Source organism: Streptomyces sp. NPDC004732 (assembly GCF_040609235.1).
GTDB lineage: Bacteria > Actinomycetota > Actinomycetes > Streptomycetales > Streptomycetaceae > Streptomyces.
Map to the genome: position 1 here is coordinate 1 of NZ_JBEXJR010000022.1, position 14,277 is coordinate 14,277.

General features: G+C 72.5%; 12 protein-coding genes and 1 pseudogene. 3 read left to right on the top strand and 10 right to left on the bottom strand.

The window, feature by feature from the left end; all coding sequences use genetic code 11:
* The 4 genes from ABZV77_RS39885 to ABZV77_RS39900 form a co-directional block, all read right to left on the bottom strand.
* On the bottom strand, positions 1–692 hold a 692-nt coding region (locus ABZV77_RS39885; RefSeq protein WP_356267818.1), incomplete at its 3' end, for a biotin/lipoyl-containing protein.
* A gap of 60 nt (positions 693–752) precedes the next feature.
* Positions 753–2,141 (bottom strand): dihydrolipoyl dehydrogenase, encoded by a 1,389-nt coding sequence (gene lpdA, locus ABZV77_RS39890; RefSeq protein WP_356267820.1) that lies wholly within the window; start codon positions 2,139–2,141, stop codon positions 753–755.
* Between the two features lie 303 nt (positions 2,142–2,444).
* A complete protein-coding gene (locus tag ABZV77_RS39895; RefSeq protein WP_356267821.1) occupies positions 2,445–3,992 on the bottom strand; it encodes a leucyl aminopeptidase in 1,548 nt (515 codons plus the stop codon).
* A gap of 113 nt (positions 3,993–4,105) precedes the next feature.
* Complete coding sequence (locus tag ABZV77_RS39900; RefSeq protein ID WP_356267823.1) at positions 4,106–4,888, bottom strand: adenosylcobinamide-GDP ribazoletransferase; 783 nt, start codon at positions 4,886–4,888, stop codon at positions 4,106–4,108.
* A gap of 87 nt (positions 4,889–4,975) precedes the next feature.
* On the opposite strand from ABZV77_RS39900, the pseudogene ABZV77_RS39905 reads away from it, so the two are divergent.
* Positions 4,976–5,701: pseudogene (locus ABZV77_RS39905) on the top strand (hypothetical protein); the annotation flags it as partial.
* On the opposite strand, the gene ABZV77_RS39910 reads toward ABZV77_RS39905, so the two are convergent.
* The 3 genes from ABZV77_RS39910 to cobT form a co-directional block, all read right to left on the bottom strand.
* Positions 5,680–6,441 (bottom strand): hypothetical protein, encoded by a 762-nt coding sequence (locus ABZV77_RS39910; RefSeq protein WP_356267825.1) that lies wholly within the window; start codon positions 6,439–6,441, stop codon positions 5,680–5,682. The pseudogene ABZV77_RS39905 and the gene ABZV77_RS39910 sit on opposite strands and share 22 nt — an antisense overlap.
* Positions 6,438–8,228 carry a phosphatidylglycerol lysyltransferase domain-containing protein gene (locus tag ABZV77_RS39915; RefSeq protein WP_356267827.1) on the bottom strand — a complete coding sequence of 597 codons (1,791 nt, stop codon included), beginning with the start codon at positions 8,226–8,228 and terminating at the stop codon, positions 6,438–6,440. The genes ABZV77_RS39910 and ABZV77_RS39915 overlap by 4 nt, the downstream gene beginning before the upstream one ends.
* Before the next feature lie 83 nt (positions 8,229–8,311).
* The gene (gene cobT / locus ABZV77_RS39920; protein WP_356267829.1) at positions 8,312–9,391 is read right to left on the bottom strand and encodes a nicotinate-nucleotide--dimethylbenzimidazole phosphoribosyltransferase; all 1,080 of its coding nucleotides are present in this window, start codon (positions 9,389–9,391) and stop codon (positions 8,312–8,314) included.
* 135 nt (positions 9,392–9,526) lie between these two features.
* Between cobT and ABZV77_RS39925 the strand changes: the two genes are divergently transcribed.
* Positions 9,527–10,585 carry a class I SAM-dependent methyltransferase gene (locus tag ABZV77_RS39925; protein ID WP_356267830.1) on the top strand — a complete coding sequence of 353 codons (1,059 nt, stop codon included), beginning with the start codon at positions 9,527–9,529 and terminating at the stop codon, positions 10,583–10,585.
* 65 nt (positions 10,586–10,650) lie between these two features.
* On the opposite strand, the gene ABZV77_RS39930 is transcribed toward ABZV77_RS39925, so the two are convergent.
* Positions 10,651–11,877, bottom strand: coding sequence for a bifunctional adenosylcobinamide kinase/adenosylcobinamide-phosphate guanylyltransferase (locus ABZV77_RS39930; RefSeq protein ID WP_356267832.1), 1,227 nt, complete (start codon positions 11,875–11,877; stop codon positions 10,651–10,653).
* 101 nt (positions 11,878–11,978) lie between these two features.
* Between ABZV77_RS39930 and ABZV77_RS39935 the strand changes: the two genes are divergently transcribed.
* A complete protein-coding gene (locus ABZV77_RS39935) occupies positions 11,979–12,215 on the top strand; it encodes a hypothetical protein (protein ID WP_356267834.1) in 237 nt (78 codons plus the stop codon).
* A gap of 66 nt (positions 12,216–12,281) precedes the next feature.
* On the opposite strand, the gene ABZV77_RS39940 is transcribed toward ABZV77_RS39935, so the two are convergent.
* Both ABZV77_RS39940 and ABZV77_RS39945 read right to left on the bottom strand, forming a co-directional pair.
* Complete coding sequence (locus tag ABZV77_RS39940) at positions 12,282–13,358, bottom strand: trypsin-like peptidase domain-containing protein (RefSeq protein WP_356267836.1); 1,077 nt, start codon at positions 13,356–13,358, stop codon at positions 12,282–12,284.
* Positions 13,359–13,496: 138 nt separating this feature from the next.
* A complete protein-coding gene (locus ABZV77_RS39945; RefSeq protein ID WP_356267838.1) occupies positions 13,497–14,204 on the bottom strand; it encodes a methyltransferase domain-containing protein in 708 nt (235 codons plus the stop codon).
* Positions 14,205–14,277 lie beyond the last annotated feature (73 nt).

The window sequence follows — 14,277 nt, forward strand, 5'->3', positions numbered from 1 at the left end:
GCCGGGGCCGGAGCCGGGGCCTCCTCCTTGGCCGGGGCGGCCGGGGCCGCCGGGGCCTGGGCCTGCGCCGGAGCGGCACCGGCCGCACCGATGACGGCGAGCTTGGCGCCGACCTCGGCGGTCTCGTCCTCACCGACGACGATCTCGAGCAGCACGCCCGCGACCGGCGAGGGGATCTCGGTGTCGACCTTGTCCGTCGAGACCTCGAGGAGGGGCTCGTCGGCCGCGACCTCCTCGCCGACCTCCTTCAGCCAGCGGGTGACGGTGCCCTCGGTGACGGACTCGCCGAGCGCGGGCAGGGTGACCTCGGTGCCCTCGGCGGAACCGCCGGAGGGAGCCGGGGCGGCGGGCGCCTCGGCCTGGGCGGGGGCCGCCTGCTGCGGGGCCTCCTCCTGGGCGGGGGCGGCGGGGGCCTCGGCCTGCGCCGGGGCGGCCGAGCCGCCCGCGTCGCCGGAGCCGTCGTCGATGACGGCCAGCTCGGCGCCGACCTCGACGGTCTCGTCCTCGGCGACCTTGATGGAGGCCAGGATGCCTGCGGCCGGGGAGGGGATCTCGGTGTCGACCTTGTCGGTCGACACCTCGAGCAGCGGCTCGTCGGCCTCGACGCGCTCGCCTTCGGCCTTCAGCCAACGGGTGACAGTGCCCTCGGTGACGCTCTCGCCGAGCGCCGGAAGGGATACGGAAACCGCCATGGTTTCGGTTGCTCCTTACGAAATTGCGGAAGTCTGGTCGTCGCGCCCGATGACTGAGGGTCAGTCGTGGGAGTGCAGCGGCTTGCCCGCCAGGGCGAGGTGCGCCTCGCCCAGCGCCTCGTTCTGCGTCGGGTGGGCGTGGATGAGCTGGGCGACCTCGGCCGGCAGCGCTTCCCAGTTGTAGATCAGCTGGGCTTCGCCGACCTGCTCGCCCATGCGGTCGCCGACCATGTGGACGCCGACGACGGCACCGTCCTTGACCTGGACGAGCTTGATCTCGCCCGCGGTCTTGAGGATCTTGCTCTTGCCGTTGCCCGCGAGGTTGTACTTGAGGGCGACGACCTTGTCCGCGCCGTAGATCTCCTTGGCCTTGGCCTCGGTGATGCCCACGGAGGCGACCTCGGGGTGGCAGTACGTCACCTTCGGCACGCCGTCGTAGTCGACCGGAACGGTCTTGAGACCGGCCAGGCGCTCCGCAACCAGCATGCCCTCGGCGAAGCCGACGTGCGCGAGCTGGAGGGTCGGCACCAGGTCGCCCACGGCCGAAACGGTCGGCACATTGGTCTGCATGTACTCGTCGACCAGGACGTAGCCGCGGTCCATGGCGACGCCCTGCTCCTCGTAGCCGAGGCCCTGCGAGACGGGGCCGCGGCCGATGGCGACCAGGAGGACCTCGGCCTCGAAGGTCTTGCCGTCGGCGAGGGTCACCCGCACGCCGTCCTGCGTGTACTCGGCCTTCTCGAAGAAGGTGCCCAGGTTGAACTTGATGCCGCGCTTGCGGAACGCGCGCTCAAGAAGCTTGGAGCTGTTCTCGTCCTCGACCGGCACGAGGTGCTTGAGGCCCTCGACGACCGTGACGTCGGCCCCGAAGGACTTCCACGCCGAGGCGAACTCGACGCCGATGACGCCGCCGCCCAGGATGATCGCGGACTTCGGCACGCGGTCCAGGGTCAGGCCGTGGTCCGAGGAGATGATGCGGTTGCCGTCGATCTCCAGGCCCGGCAGCGACTTCGGCACGGAGCCGGTCGCGAGGAGGACGTGGCGGCCCTGGACACGCTGGCCGTTCACGTCCACGGAGGTCGGCGACGAGAGCTTGCCCTCGCCCTCGATGTACGTCACCTTGCGGGAGGCGACGAGACCCTGCAGACCCTTGTAGAGGCCCGAGATCACGTCGTCCTTGTACTTGTGGACGGCCGCCATGTCGATGCCCTCGAAGGTGGCCTTCACGCCGAACTGGTCGGCCTCGCGCGCCTGGTCGGCGATCTCGCCGGCGTGCAGCAGCGCCTTCGTGGGGATGCAGCCGTTGTGCAGGCAGGTGCCGCCGAGCTTGTTCTTCTCGATCAGTGCGACGTCCAGGCCCAGCTGCGCTCCGCGCAGGGCCGCGGCGTAGCCGCCGCTACCGCCGCCGAGGATCACTAGGTCGAAAACGGTGCTGGCGTCGTTCGCCACGTCACGTCCTCCATGCATGTGCGCCGTACGCCGGACCCCTTTTCGCGGGGGACGACCGGTCGGTCGGCTGGTATTCGGCCGCTCTTGTTTCGGCCCTTTGGTGGGGGCCCTGTCCTGCCGAGAACCCATCTTCGCACTTGTCGGCCGGAGACGGGACGCCGGGCCAGGCTGTGAGACGTCGTATCGACCGTCTCCAGGGCTATCTCTTGCGTACGAACGTACGGATTTCGTCGAGGGCGAAACCCGGAGACCGCCGAGGGCCCCGGACACCAGTCGGGTCCGGGGCCCTCGGCACGTACGCGATCAGCCCAGGTCGCCCGAGGCGGTGTGCTCGGCGAGCCGGACCAGGGTGCGGACCGCGGAGCCGGTGCCGCCCTTGGGGGTGTAGCCGTACGGGGCGCCCTCGTGGAAGGCCGGGCCCGCGATGTCGAGGTGGGCCCAGGTGATGCCCTCGCCGACGAACTCCTTCAGGAAGAGACCGGCCACCAGGCCGCCGCCCATGCGCTCGCCCATGTTGGCGATGTCGGCGGTGGGGGAGTCCATGCCCTTGCGCAGGTCGGTGGGGAGCGGCATCGGCCAGGAGGGCTCGCCGACCTCCTCGGCGATCTCGTGGATCGAGGCCCGGAAGGCGTCGTCGTTGGCCATGATGCCGAAGGTGCGGTTGCCGAGGGCCATCATCATGGCGCCGGTCAGCGTCGCCACGTCGACGATCGCGTCGGGCTGGTCCTCGGAGGCCTTGGCGATGGCGTCGGCCAGGACCAGGCGGCCCTCGGCGTCGGTGTTGAGGACCTCGACGGTCTTGCCGCTGTACATCCGCAGGACGTCGCCGGGGCGGGTCGCGGAGCCGGACGGCATGTTCTCGGCGAGCGCCAGCCAGCCGGTGACGTTCACCTCGAGGCCGAGGCGCGCGGCGGCGACGACGGCGGCGAAGACCGCGGCGGCACCGGCCATGTCGCACTTCATGGTCTCGTTGTGACCGGCGGGCTTCAGCGAGATGCCGCCCGAGTCGTACGTGATGCCCTTGCCGACGAAGGCGAGGTGCTTCTTGGCCTTGGAGCTCGTGTACGAGAGCTTCACCAGGCGCGGCGGGGCCTCGGAGCCGACGCCGACGCCGAGGATGCCCCCGAAGCCGCCCTTGGTGAGGGCCTTCTCGTCGAGCACCTGGACCTTGATCCCGTGCTCCTTGGCCGCGGCCTGGGCGACGGCGGCGAAGGCCTCGGGGTTGAGGTCGTTCGGCGGGGTGTTCACCAGGTCGCGGGCGCGGTTGAGCTCCTCGGCGACGGCGACGGCACGGTCGACGGCGGCCTTGTACGCCTTGTCGCGGGGCTTGCCGCCGAGCAGGGCGACCTCGGCCAGCGGCGCCTTGGCACCCTTGCCGTTCTTCTTCGCGGACTTGGCGTCGGCCATGCCCTTGTACGCGTCGAAGGAGTAGGCGCCGAGCAGGGCGCCCTCGGCCAGGGCACCGGCGTCCTCGGCGTCCTCGACGGGCAGCGCGAACGCGGCCTTCTTCGAGCCGGTCAGGGCGCGGGCGGCGGCACCGGCGGCGCGGCGCAGGGCATCCGTGCCGTACGTCTCGTCCTTCTCCGGGACCTCGCCGAGACCGACCGCGACGACGACGGGGGCCTTGAAACCGGACGGCGCCGGAAGCTTCGTCACCTCACCCTCGCCGCCCGAGGCGCCGAGGGTCTCCAGGACGGACGCGAGCTTGCCGTCGTACGCCTTGTCCACGGCCTCGGCGCCGGGAGCGACGACCAGGCCCCCCTTGGATCCAGCGCCCTTAGCGACACCGACGACGATCGCGTCGGCACGCAGGCCGGTCGCGGCGGCGGTGCTGAGAGTCAGAGCAGTCACGGTGGTGAGGTCCTCTTTCAGTGAGTTTCGTCGGGCTGTGGGGTGGTGAGCCCGTCGCGAGCCTACGCCCGTGAGCGCTGCGGTGCGCCTCACTGTGTGTGTTGGGCGCGGTGTCAGCCCAGGGCGAGCACGACCAGGGCGCAGGTCGCCGCCGTCTCGGCGAGCCCGCCGAAGACGTCCCCGGTGACCCCGCCGAAGCGTCGGACGCAGTGCCGGAGCAGCAACTCGGCGGCGCCGAGCGCGAGGACGACGGCCGCCGCGCCCCGCACGACGCCGCCCACCCCGAACGGCAGGCCCGCGGCCGCGGCGGCGCACACGACGAGGACGGCGACGCCTGCCGCGCGGGCCCGCGGGACCACTCCGGCGACGGCGGCGCCGAGCCCCTCGGGGCGGGCCGGGGGCACCCCGTCGCGGGCGGCCAGGGTGAGGGCGAGGCGCGCGGCGGTCGCCGAGACGACGGCGGCGAAGGCGCCGCGGGCCCACGAGGTCTCGTACAGCTGGCAGAACACGGCCACCTGGGCGAACAGCACGAACAGCAGGGTGATGACGCCGAAGGGGCCGATGTCGGACTGCTTCATGATGCGCAGCGCGTCGTCGGCGGGCTTGGCGCTGCCGAGGCCGTCGGCGGTGTCGGCGAGGCCGTCGAGGTGCAGGCCGCGGGTGAGGGCGGCGGGGGTCGCCGCGGTCGCCGTGGCGGCGAGCAGGGGGCCCGCGCCGAGGACCGTCAGCACACCGCCGACGCCCGCCGCGCAGAGGCCGACGACCAGACCGGCGAGCGGGGCGCACTGCATGCCGTCGCGCGCGGCCTCGCGGTCCCAGCGGGTGACCCTGACGGGGAGTGCGGTGAGGGTGCCGAAGGCGAAACGTATGCCGTCGGCGGGGGAGGTTCTGGACACCGCGGAAGGCTACCCCGCGGGAACGTTCCGGCCTGCGGATCGCTCTTCCCGGACGGAGGATGGGCGCATGAACGACTGGTGGGCCGCATGAGCGACTGGTGGTACCGGAACATAGTCGAGCCGGGGAAGCTGCCGCTGCTGCTCGCGCTGCTCTCGTTCGTGGGGTCGTTCCTGGTCACCCGGACCATCACGCGGCTGATCAGGGCGGGCAAGGGGCCGTTCCGGAACATCAGCACGGGGGACGTGCACATCCACCACGTCGTGCCGGGGATCTTCCTGATGCTGGTCGGCGGGTTCTGGGGGGTGGCCGCGGGGCGGCACGGCGGCGGGCCGCTGTACGCCGCCGTCATCTTCGGCGTCGGCGCCGGTCTCGTGCTCGACGAGTTCGCGCTGATCCTCCACCTCGACGACGTGTACTGGAGCGAGCAGGGCCGCAAGAGCGTGGAGGTCGTGATGCTCACGGCCGCCCTTGTGGTGCTCGTGCTCACCGGCTTCACACCGTTCGGGGTGAACGACCTGACGCCGATGGAGCGGCACAACCGGGGGCTGTTCGCGCTGAACATCGGCATCAACTGCGCCTTCGCCCTGATCGCGCTCCTCAAGGGCAAGCTGCGCACCGCCCTGATCGGCATGGTGATCCCGTTCGTCGCGCTGGTCGGCGCGATCCGCCTGGCCCGGCCGGGATCGGCGTGGGCCCGGCGCTTCTACCGCAACCGGCACCGGGCACGCGCGCGTGCGGGGCTGCGGGCCTTCCGGCACGACCGCCGCTGGGCGGGCAAGCGCCGCAGGCTTCAGGACTGGATCGGCGGCTTCACGCCGGGACCCTCGTCTGTGTCTTCGACGTCGTCGTCATCATCGGCGTCGTCATCATCGTCATCGGATTCGTCGGACCGTGTGCCGCCGTCCCGGTGACGTGCCGCCGCCGAGAGCACGCACAGCACCAGCACGGCGGCGATCGCGGCGATGTGCTCCTTGCCCGCGAGGTTGTTCTTGACCAGTACCTCGACGACCATCAGGGCGCTGACCAGGGCCGCGGTGAAGTACGCGCGGTAGCGCCAGCACACGAAGACGGCGAGGCCGACGACGGCGGCCGACGGTCCTGTGTCGACGACCTGGGCGTCGGACGCGGGCAGCCCGAGGGGGTTCTCGGGGCCCAGCGAGATGGCCACGCGCGCGTAGAGCGTGCCTGCGAGGGTGACCGCGTATCCGATGACGAGCGTGCGCCACCGGCCCAGGCAGATCTCCGCGATACCGAAGACGAGCAGGATCTGCACCAGCGCGCCCCACACCGGCAGGTCGAGGGCGGGCACGAAGAGGGAGAGCGGGGTGCGGAGCAGGGAGAGCCAGAGCGGGTCCTCCGCCCGCACACAGCCGACGTTCTGGATGAACTGGTAGCCCCACGGCTGGTTCTGCACGTACTGGCAGAGCGCGGTGAGGCAGACCGCCGCCAGTGTCATGGGCACGGCCCGCCATCTTCGGGTGGCGAGCGCGCCGCGCACGGTGGAGAAGAGTGGCCCCCACTCGGCGCGGGCGTGGCGGGCCAGGGTGCTCATCGTCTCGACTCCAGATGTTTGCGGTGCAGCCACTTCGGCAGGCCCGGCGCTTCCAGGAAGCCCTCCGCGCGGCCGGAGGCGACACCGATGCGCAGCAGGTCGATGCTCTTCTCGAAGAGAAGGAAGCGGGGTTCCCAGATCGGCCGGTACTTGGCGTTGGCGCGGTAGAGGGACTCGATCTGCCACCACCGGGAGAAGAAGCTGAGCAGCGACCGCCACAGACGAAGGACCGGGCCCGCGCCGAGCCGCGAGCCACGTTCGAAGACCGACCTGAACATCGCGAAGTTGAGCGACACCTGAGTGATCTTGATCTCGGGGGCGTACTGCAGGAGTTCGATGACCATGAACTCCATCAGGCCGTTCTCGGAGTCGCGGTCACGCCGCATCAGATCGAGGGAGAGCCCGTGCGGCCCCCACGGGACGAAGGACAGCACGGCCCTCAACTCGCCGTTCTTGTCCGTGCATTCGAGCATCACGCACCGGCCGTCCGCCGGGTCGCCGAGTCGCCCGAGGGCCATGGAGAAGCCGCGTTCGGTGGCTCCGTCGCGCCAGTCGTCGGCGCGCTCCAGGAGGGTCGCCATCTCGTCGGCGGGGATGTCCTCGTGGCGGCGGATGCGGACCGTGTATCCGGCGCGCTTCACGCGGTTGTAGGCCTGCCGGACGGTGCGCATGGCTCGCCCCTCCAGCGTGAAGTGTTCTTTGGAGGCCTCGCCCTTGGCGGCGATCTCCACGATGGCCTCGTCGCCCAGCTCCAGGGCGTCCAGGCCGTGCCGGGCGTAGATGGTGCCCGCCTCCTCGCTGGCGCCCATCACGGCGGGGATCCAGCCGTGCTCACGGGCCTCGGCCAGCCAGGGCTCGATCGCGCCGGGCCAGGCCTCCGGGTCGCCGATGGGGTCGCCCGAGGCCAGCGAGACCCCGCCGACGACGCGGTACGCGACGGCCGCCTTGCCGGTCGGGGACCACACGACGCTCTTCTCGCGGCGCAGCGAGAAGTAGCCGAGCGAGTCGCGGTCGCCGTGCCGGTCGAGCAGCGCGCGCAGCTTCTCCTCGTCGTCCTCGGTGAGCGGGTCGACGGCCCGGCGGGAGCGGAACGCGGCGTACAGCACGGCGCAGAGCAGCAGCGCGCTCAGGACGTTGATGGCGACGTTGACCCAGCCGGGCGTGGCGATGCCCTCGAAGCGCTTGTCGTCGGCGGCCAGCGAGACCAGGCGCATGACGCCGTAGCGCCAGCGGTCGAGGAAGGTCGAGCGGTAGTCGTCGTGGGCGCTGTTGGTGACGGTGACGAGCAGCGTGGCGATCAGCGAGGTCACCAGGAGCCCGCCGACCGCGACGACCGAGGCCAGCTTCGGGTTGGCGCGGTCGCCCTTCGCGTAGAACTCGCGGCGGCCCACGAGGAGCGCCGCGACGAAGGCGGCGGTCAGGGCGAGGGAGATCCAGTTCTGCGCGTACGCACGGATCTCCGGGAAGATCATCGCGAAGGCGAAGAGCAGCAGGAAGAGCCCGCTGAGTACGAGGTTGAGGATCCAGGCGGCGCGTTTGCGGCGCCGCATGGTGATCGCCAGGAACAGCGTGAACGCCCCCGAGGCGAAGCCCGCGGTCAGCATGTACGGCGTGAAGTAGTTCGCCGTGTTGTGCTGCCGCAGGTCCTGCCCGAGGGAGACCCAGACCGCGCTCAGGAAGTTGATGAACGTAACGGCCCGGAGGTACCAGACGGCAAACCCCGCGGCGCGGCGCTGTATGACGGTGCGTGATTTCTGTCGCCCGGCGACGACCTGCTCATCTCCCATGAAAAGGGATCATATGGGCCGTGGCCCATTGCAGGTGATCTAGGGGTTCTGCCCGATTCGAATTCGGACTTGCCGGACAGACCCTAGCTCTCGGTGGGTGCCTGCGCCGCCTCCGAGGGCTTCCGCTCCGGCAGCTCCGCCGCCAGCGCGGCCGCGGCCTGCACCAGCGGCAGCGCAAGGAGTGCCCCCGCGCCCTCGCCGACCTTCACGCCGTGCGAGAGCAGCGGTTCGAGCGCCATCCGGTCGAGCGCCTTCGCCTGGGCGGGCTCCCCGCTGTCGTGCCCCGCGAGCCACCAGTCCGGCGCCCGGAAGGCGACCCGCTGGGCCACCAGCGCGGCCGCCGACGCGACGACGCCGTCCAGGATCACCGGGGTGCGCCGCACCGCGCACTGCAGCAGGAAGCCCGTCATCGCCGCCACATCGGCGCCGCCCACCGCGGCGAGCAGCTCCAACTGGTCGCCGAGCACGGGCCGGGCCCGCCGCAGCGCGTCCCGCACCACCGCGCACTTGCGCATCCACGCCAGGTCGTCGATGGGCTCGCCGCCCCGCCCGGTCACCACCGAGGCGTCGGTCCCGCACAGCGCCGCCACCAGTGTCGCGGCGGGCGTCGTGCCACCCACGCTGACATCGCCGAGCACCACCAGATCGGTGCCCGAGTCCGCCTCCTCGTCGGCGACGGCCATGCCCGCGCGCAGCGCCTGCTCCGCCTCCTCGACGGTCAGCGCGTCCTCGATGTCGATGCGTCCCGAGCCGCGCCGCACCCGGTGGCCCGCGACCTCGGCGGGCAGCTCCTCCGGGTCGCAGTCGAGCGCCATGTCGACGACGCGGACGGGCACTTCGAGGCGGCGCGCGAGAACGGCCGCGGGGGTCTCACCGGCCAGCACGGAACGTACGAGTTCGGCGGCGCTCCCCGCGGGCCGCACCGAGACACCGAGCTCGGAGACGCCGTGGTCGCCCGCGAAGAGGACCACGCGCGGCCGCGCGACCGGCCGCACCGGCACCGAGGACTGGGCCGCGGCGAGCCACTCGCCGAGTTCGTCGAGACGGCCGAGCGAGCCGGGTGGCACGGTCTGCCGCGCCCTGCGGTCCTCGGCGTCGCGGCGCACCCCGCCGTCGGGCCGCTCGATCAGGTCGGTGAAGTCGTCGAGATTCAGCGAGCTCATTCGGCGAACAGTACCGGGAGCGGTGCCGGTGTCGCTCGAACGGCCCTGCGAGCCGCGCCATGCATGGTGTCACCGCATATGCGGGAATGATCCTTTACGTTCCTGTTTGTCTCGGCTTCTTCCAGGAGTGCGACCATGACCACGGATGCCGCCCAGCGCGTCGCCGACCGGCGTCCCGCCTACCTCGCCGAACTCGCCCAGGGCACCGAGCGGTTCCACGAGCCCCGCCGCACCGACTGCCCCTGGTGCGGCTCCGCGCGCCTGCGGGCCAGGCTCCGCACCACCGACCTGGTCCAGCGCAAGCCGGGCAGCTTCACGCTCGACCGGTGCGGGGACTGTGGCCACTCCTTCCAGAACCCCCGGCTCACCCCCGACGGACTGGCCTTCTACCGCAGGGACGCGCGCGAGGGCACCGAGGAGCGCCGCCTCTCCGCCGCCCGCACCCGCAGCCGTGCCCACGCAAGGGCCCGCGCACTGCGCGTCCTCGACGAGCCCGAGTGCTGGCTGGACGTCGGCACCGGCGACGCGCACTTCCCGGCGCTGGCCAGGCAGGTCCTGCCGTACACCGCCTTCGACGGCCTCGACGAGGGCGCCGGTGTCCTGGAGGGGCTGCGGTGCGGCCGCATCGAGGAGGGCCACCGCGGCTCCCTCACCGCGCTCGCGGACTCCCTCGCGGGCCGCTACGACGCGCTGAGCATGTTCCACACCTTGCAGTGCGGCCCCGACCCCCGCGAGGAGCTCAGAGCCGCGCGAACCGTGCTGCGCCCCGGCGGGCACCTGATGATCGAGGCCCCCGATCCCGAGTGCCGCTACGCCGGGCTGCTCGGCAAGTGGTGGGCGTCGTACGGCCAGCCGCGGCACCTGCACCTCGTGCCGCTCGCCAACCTCCGCGCGGAGCTGACGGAGCTCGGCTTCACGGTCGTCGCCGTCGAGCGCCGTGCCGCGCACGTCCCGCTCGACCTGAGCACGGCCGTCGAGCTCTTCCTCGACCGCCGCATCCCCGGGCCCGACGTCCCGTGGCGCGCCAAGCCCGCGCCCCCGCTCCAGCTGAGGCTGCGCCGGGCCGCACAGGGGATGTCGGTGCCGCTGGTGGCGTCCGCCCGCGCCCTCGACACGCTCCTGCGGCCCCTGCTCACCCGCACCGGCTTCGCCAACACCTACCGGGTCATCGCCCGCAGGGGCGCGGACACCTGAGAGCCTTCCGGCGGATCCCCAGGCCTCCCGGGCCTCCCCAGACCTCCCCGGGCCCGCGCCGCAGCTCAGCCGCGCAGCGACAGGGCCTGCCCGGCCACCACGAGCAGCACGTGCTCGCACTCGGTGGCGAACACCGTGTTCAGGCGGCCCAGTTCGTCGCGGTAGCGGCGGCCCGACGCGGTCGCGGGGACGATCCCGGAGCCGACCTCGTTCGAGACGGCGACGACCGTGCGCCGGGTCGCCCGCACCGCGTCCGCGAGTTCGGCGACCCGCCGCCGCAGCTCACGCTCCCCACCGCCCGCCCACTCGTCGTCGTCCCACGCCTTCACCTCGTCCATCACGTGGGTCAGCCACAGCGACAGACAGTCGATGAGCAGCGCGGGGCCGTCCTGCGCGAGCAGCGGGACGAGGTCGCAGGTCTCCGTGGTGCGCCAGGAACCGGGGCGCCGCTCGCGGTGCACGCTCACCCGCTGCGCCCACTCGGTGTCGCCGCCCCTGGTCCCGCCGGTCGCCACGTACAGCACCTCGGGAAAGGCCTCAAGACGCCGCTCGGCCTCCACCGACTTGCCCGACCGCGCGCCGCCGAGGACCAGCGTCCGGCGCGGCACGTCCGGCACGTCCTCGTACGCGCCGATCACGAGCGTCGACCCGTCGGGCACGGCCCGCGCCCCCGCGGCGGCGAGACGGCGCGTCAGCTCCGCGCCGGGCGGCGCCTCGTGGCCGATGTGCACCGCGAGCACGTCGGTGGTGGGCCCGACGGCCCCGGCCGCACGCAGCCGGGCGAGCCCGTCGGGACGGCCGAGGACATCGGCGACGACCATCTCGTACGGGGCCCGCTCACCGCGCCCCTGCGCGCCGCCGTTCCCCTCGCTGAGCCCCGCGGGCGCCCCGCCCGGCGGCAGGTAGAGCAGCCGCTCCCCGTCCGGCCCGGTCACCTCGTACCCGGAACCCGGCGCGTCCAGCGCCACCGTGCGCACCCGGTGCCCGGTGAGCAGCGCGAGCTCCCGCCCGTCGGCCACCCGCCCCGGCTGCGGCAGCCCCGCGGGGACCTCGACGGCGGGTCCGTCGTGCGGGTGGGAGAGGAGGACCTGGCGCACTCCGCCGAGCGAGTGCCCGGCGCGGGCGGCCGCGAAGGCGGCGCCGGGGGTGAGGTCGAGCAGCAGGACGCCGTCCACGAGGAGCGCGGTGGGGGCGCGCGCCGCATCGCCGAGCGCGGTCGCGCAGACCGCGCAGGGGCAGTCGGGGAGGGGCAGCCCACCGGGGGCGCCGGTGCCGAGCAGAGTCAGTTCCACACGAAGATCCTCCCGCGCCGGGTCCAGCGCCGCGCGCCCGGCTAGGCTTCCAACGGATTCAGGCGGTTCTCATACCGCTACGGGACCTTCGGGAGGCTGACATGGCGGCATGGACGTGGCGGTTCGAGAAGGCGGACGGGACAGAGGTCCAGCCCGCGGTCCAGCCCGAGGAGTTCACCACACAGGGCGACGCCGAGTCCTGGGTCGGTGAGTGCTGGAAGGCGCTCGCCGACGGCGGCGCCGACCAGGTGACCCTCTTCGAGGACGCTAACGAGATCTACGGCCCGATGAGCCTGCACATGGAGGGCGCGGAGGACTCCGAGGACGCCTCCGCCTGACCTGCACGCGCGACACGGGAGGCGGCGGCCGGGCCACGGTCGCCGCCTCTTGCCCGTGCGCGACGGCTAGATCTCCCCGAGGGTGACCTCGGCGGTCTTCTCGGCACCGTCACGCGTGTACGTGACCTTCACCTGCTGGCCCGGCTTGTCCGAGGCGAGCGCCTCGGAGAGCGAGTTGATGGTGGTGATGGCGTCGTCGCCGAGCCCGGTGATGATGTCCCCGGCCGCCAGCCCCGCCTTCGCCGCCGCGCCGCCGTCCTGCGTCTCCACGACGGCCACGCCCGCGGGCTTGTAGTCGTCGCCGAGAACGGTGCGGCCCGTGATGCCGAGCGCGGCCCGGCCCGAGTCGGTCACCTTGCCGCTCTTGACGATCTGGTCGGCGACGGTCTTCACCATCGAGGACGGGATCGCGAAGCCGATGCCCGGGGCGGCGCTGTCGCCCATCTGCGGATCGCTCGCGGCGAGCGTGGGGATGCCGATGACCTTCCCGTCGAGGTCGACGAGCGCGCCGCCGCTGTTGCCCGGGTTGATCGCCGCCGAGGTCTGCACCATGTTGGCGATGGTGGCCCCGGTCCCACCGCCCGAGCGGCCCTCGCTGACGGTGCGCCCGGTGGCCGACACGATGCCCTGGGTGACGCTGGACGACAGACCGAGCGGGGAGCCCATGGCCAGCACGATCTGCCCGACCTCGGCCTTGGTGGAGTCGCCGAACTCCGCGGCCTTCAGACCGTCCGGCACGTCGCTCAGCTTGATGACCGCGAGGTCCTGCTCCGGGTAGGAGGCGACCAGATCGGCGGTCAGGGCCTGCTCGCCGGTTGCCGTCGTCACCTTGAACCGCTTCTCCTTGCCCACGACGTGGGCGTTGGTGACGATGTGCCCCTTGTCGTCGTAGACGACCCCGGAGCCCAGGCTGTCGGCGGCGTCGATCTGGACGACGGACGGCAGGACGTCCTTGATCACCTTCTGGTAGTCGTCCTGCAGGTCGCTCGCGGCGGCCGGGGCGGCCTGCGTGGTGGACCTGCCGGAGTCGCCGGAGTCCGAGGAGGCGCAGCCGCCGACGAGCGCGACGGCGGACAGGGCGGCGACCAGCGGAACGGAGACGGCACGGGCATGGACGCGGGTACGGGTACGTGAGGCAGTCATGCCCCGAGTGTCGGATTTGTCGGGCGGTATGGCCCTGTCTTAGGGGGCCGAACAGGCGTCACCGGCACCAGGTGCGCAGACCGCACGGCGGTGCCGGTGACGTGAAAACCCCTGGCCTTCTTAGTCCCGTTAGTCCCGTTAGTCCCGCACTCCGCAGAGATGCAGAAGGGCGGCGACCCGCCGGTACGGATCGGTACGGCCCGCCCGCTCCTCAGCGGCGAGCAGCGCCTCGAACTCCCACTCGGGAGGCATGACGGCACCGTCGGCCACGGTGTCGGTGAAGACCCGCACCCCGTACCAGACCTGCAGCGGCGCCGCGATCCCCGCCAGCGCGGAGGTCAGCCGGTCGAGCCGGTCCGCGCGGGCGTCGATGCCGAGCCGGTTGCGGTACGTGACGGAGTCGAAGGAGGCGAGCGCCCCCGCCCAGTCCCCGGCCAGGCCGGGCCGCATGGCCAGCGCCTCCGCGTTGCGCACGAGGAGTGAGAGCAGCCCGCCGGGCGCCAGCATCCGGGCGAGACCGGCGAGGAGCGCCTCGGGCTCCTCCACGTACATGAGAACGCCGTGGCAGAGCACGACGTCGAAGCTGCCGGGCAGGAAGTGCACCCCGGTCTGGTGCCCGTCGCCCTCGACGATCCGCACCCGTCCCTGGATGCCCTCGGGCTCGGCGGCGAGCGACGCGCGGGCCGCGGCGATCATGGCGGTGTCCTGCTCGACGCCCGTCACTTTGTGACCGGCGCGGGCGAGCCGCAGTGCCTGCGTGCCCTGGCCCATGCCGACGTCGAGCACCCGGAGCCGCTGTCCCACGGGGAAGCGTCCGGCTATCTGCTCGTCGAGCTGGCGCGCCACCAGCTCCTGGCGAACGGCGTTGCGCAGGCCGCCCAGCTTCTCCAGCCAGGCGCCGGCGCCGCCGGTGAATCCG

Coding starts and splice junctions, on each gene's coding strand:
- ABZV77_RS39910 (WP_356267825.1), bottom strand. CDS start 6,441: ATGAGCACCCTGGCCCGCCACGCCCGCGCCGAGTGGGGGCCACTCTTC.
- ABZV77_RS39915 (WP_356267827.1), bottom strand. CDS start 8,228: ATGGGAGATGAGCAGGTCGTCGCCGGGCGACAGAAATCACGCACCGTC.
- cobT (WP_356267829.1), bottom strand. CDS start 9,391: ATGAGCTCGCTGAATCTCGACGACTTCACCGACCTGATCGAGCGGCCC.
- ABZV77_RS39925 (WP_356267830.1), top strand. CDS start 9,527: ATGACCACGGATGCCGCCCAGCGCGTCGCCGACCGGCGTCCCGCCTAC.
- ABZV77_RS39935 (WP_356267834.1), top strand. CDS start 11,979: ATGGCGGCATGGACGTGGCGGTTCGAGAAGGCGGACGGGACAGAGGTC.
- ABZV77_RS39940 (WP_356267836.1), bottom strand. CDS start 13,358: ATGACTGCCTCACGTACCCGTACCCGCGTCCATGCCCGTGCCGTCTCC.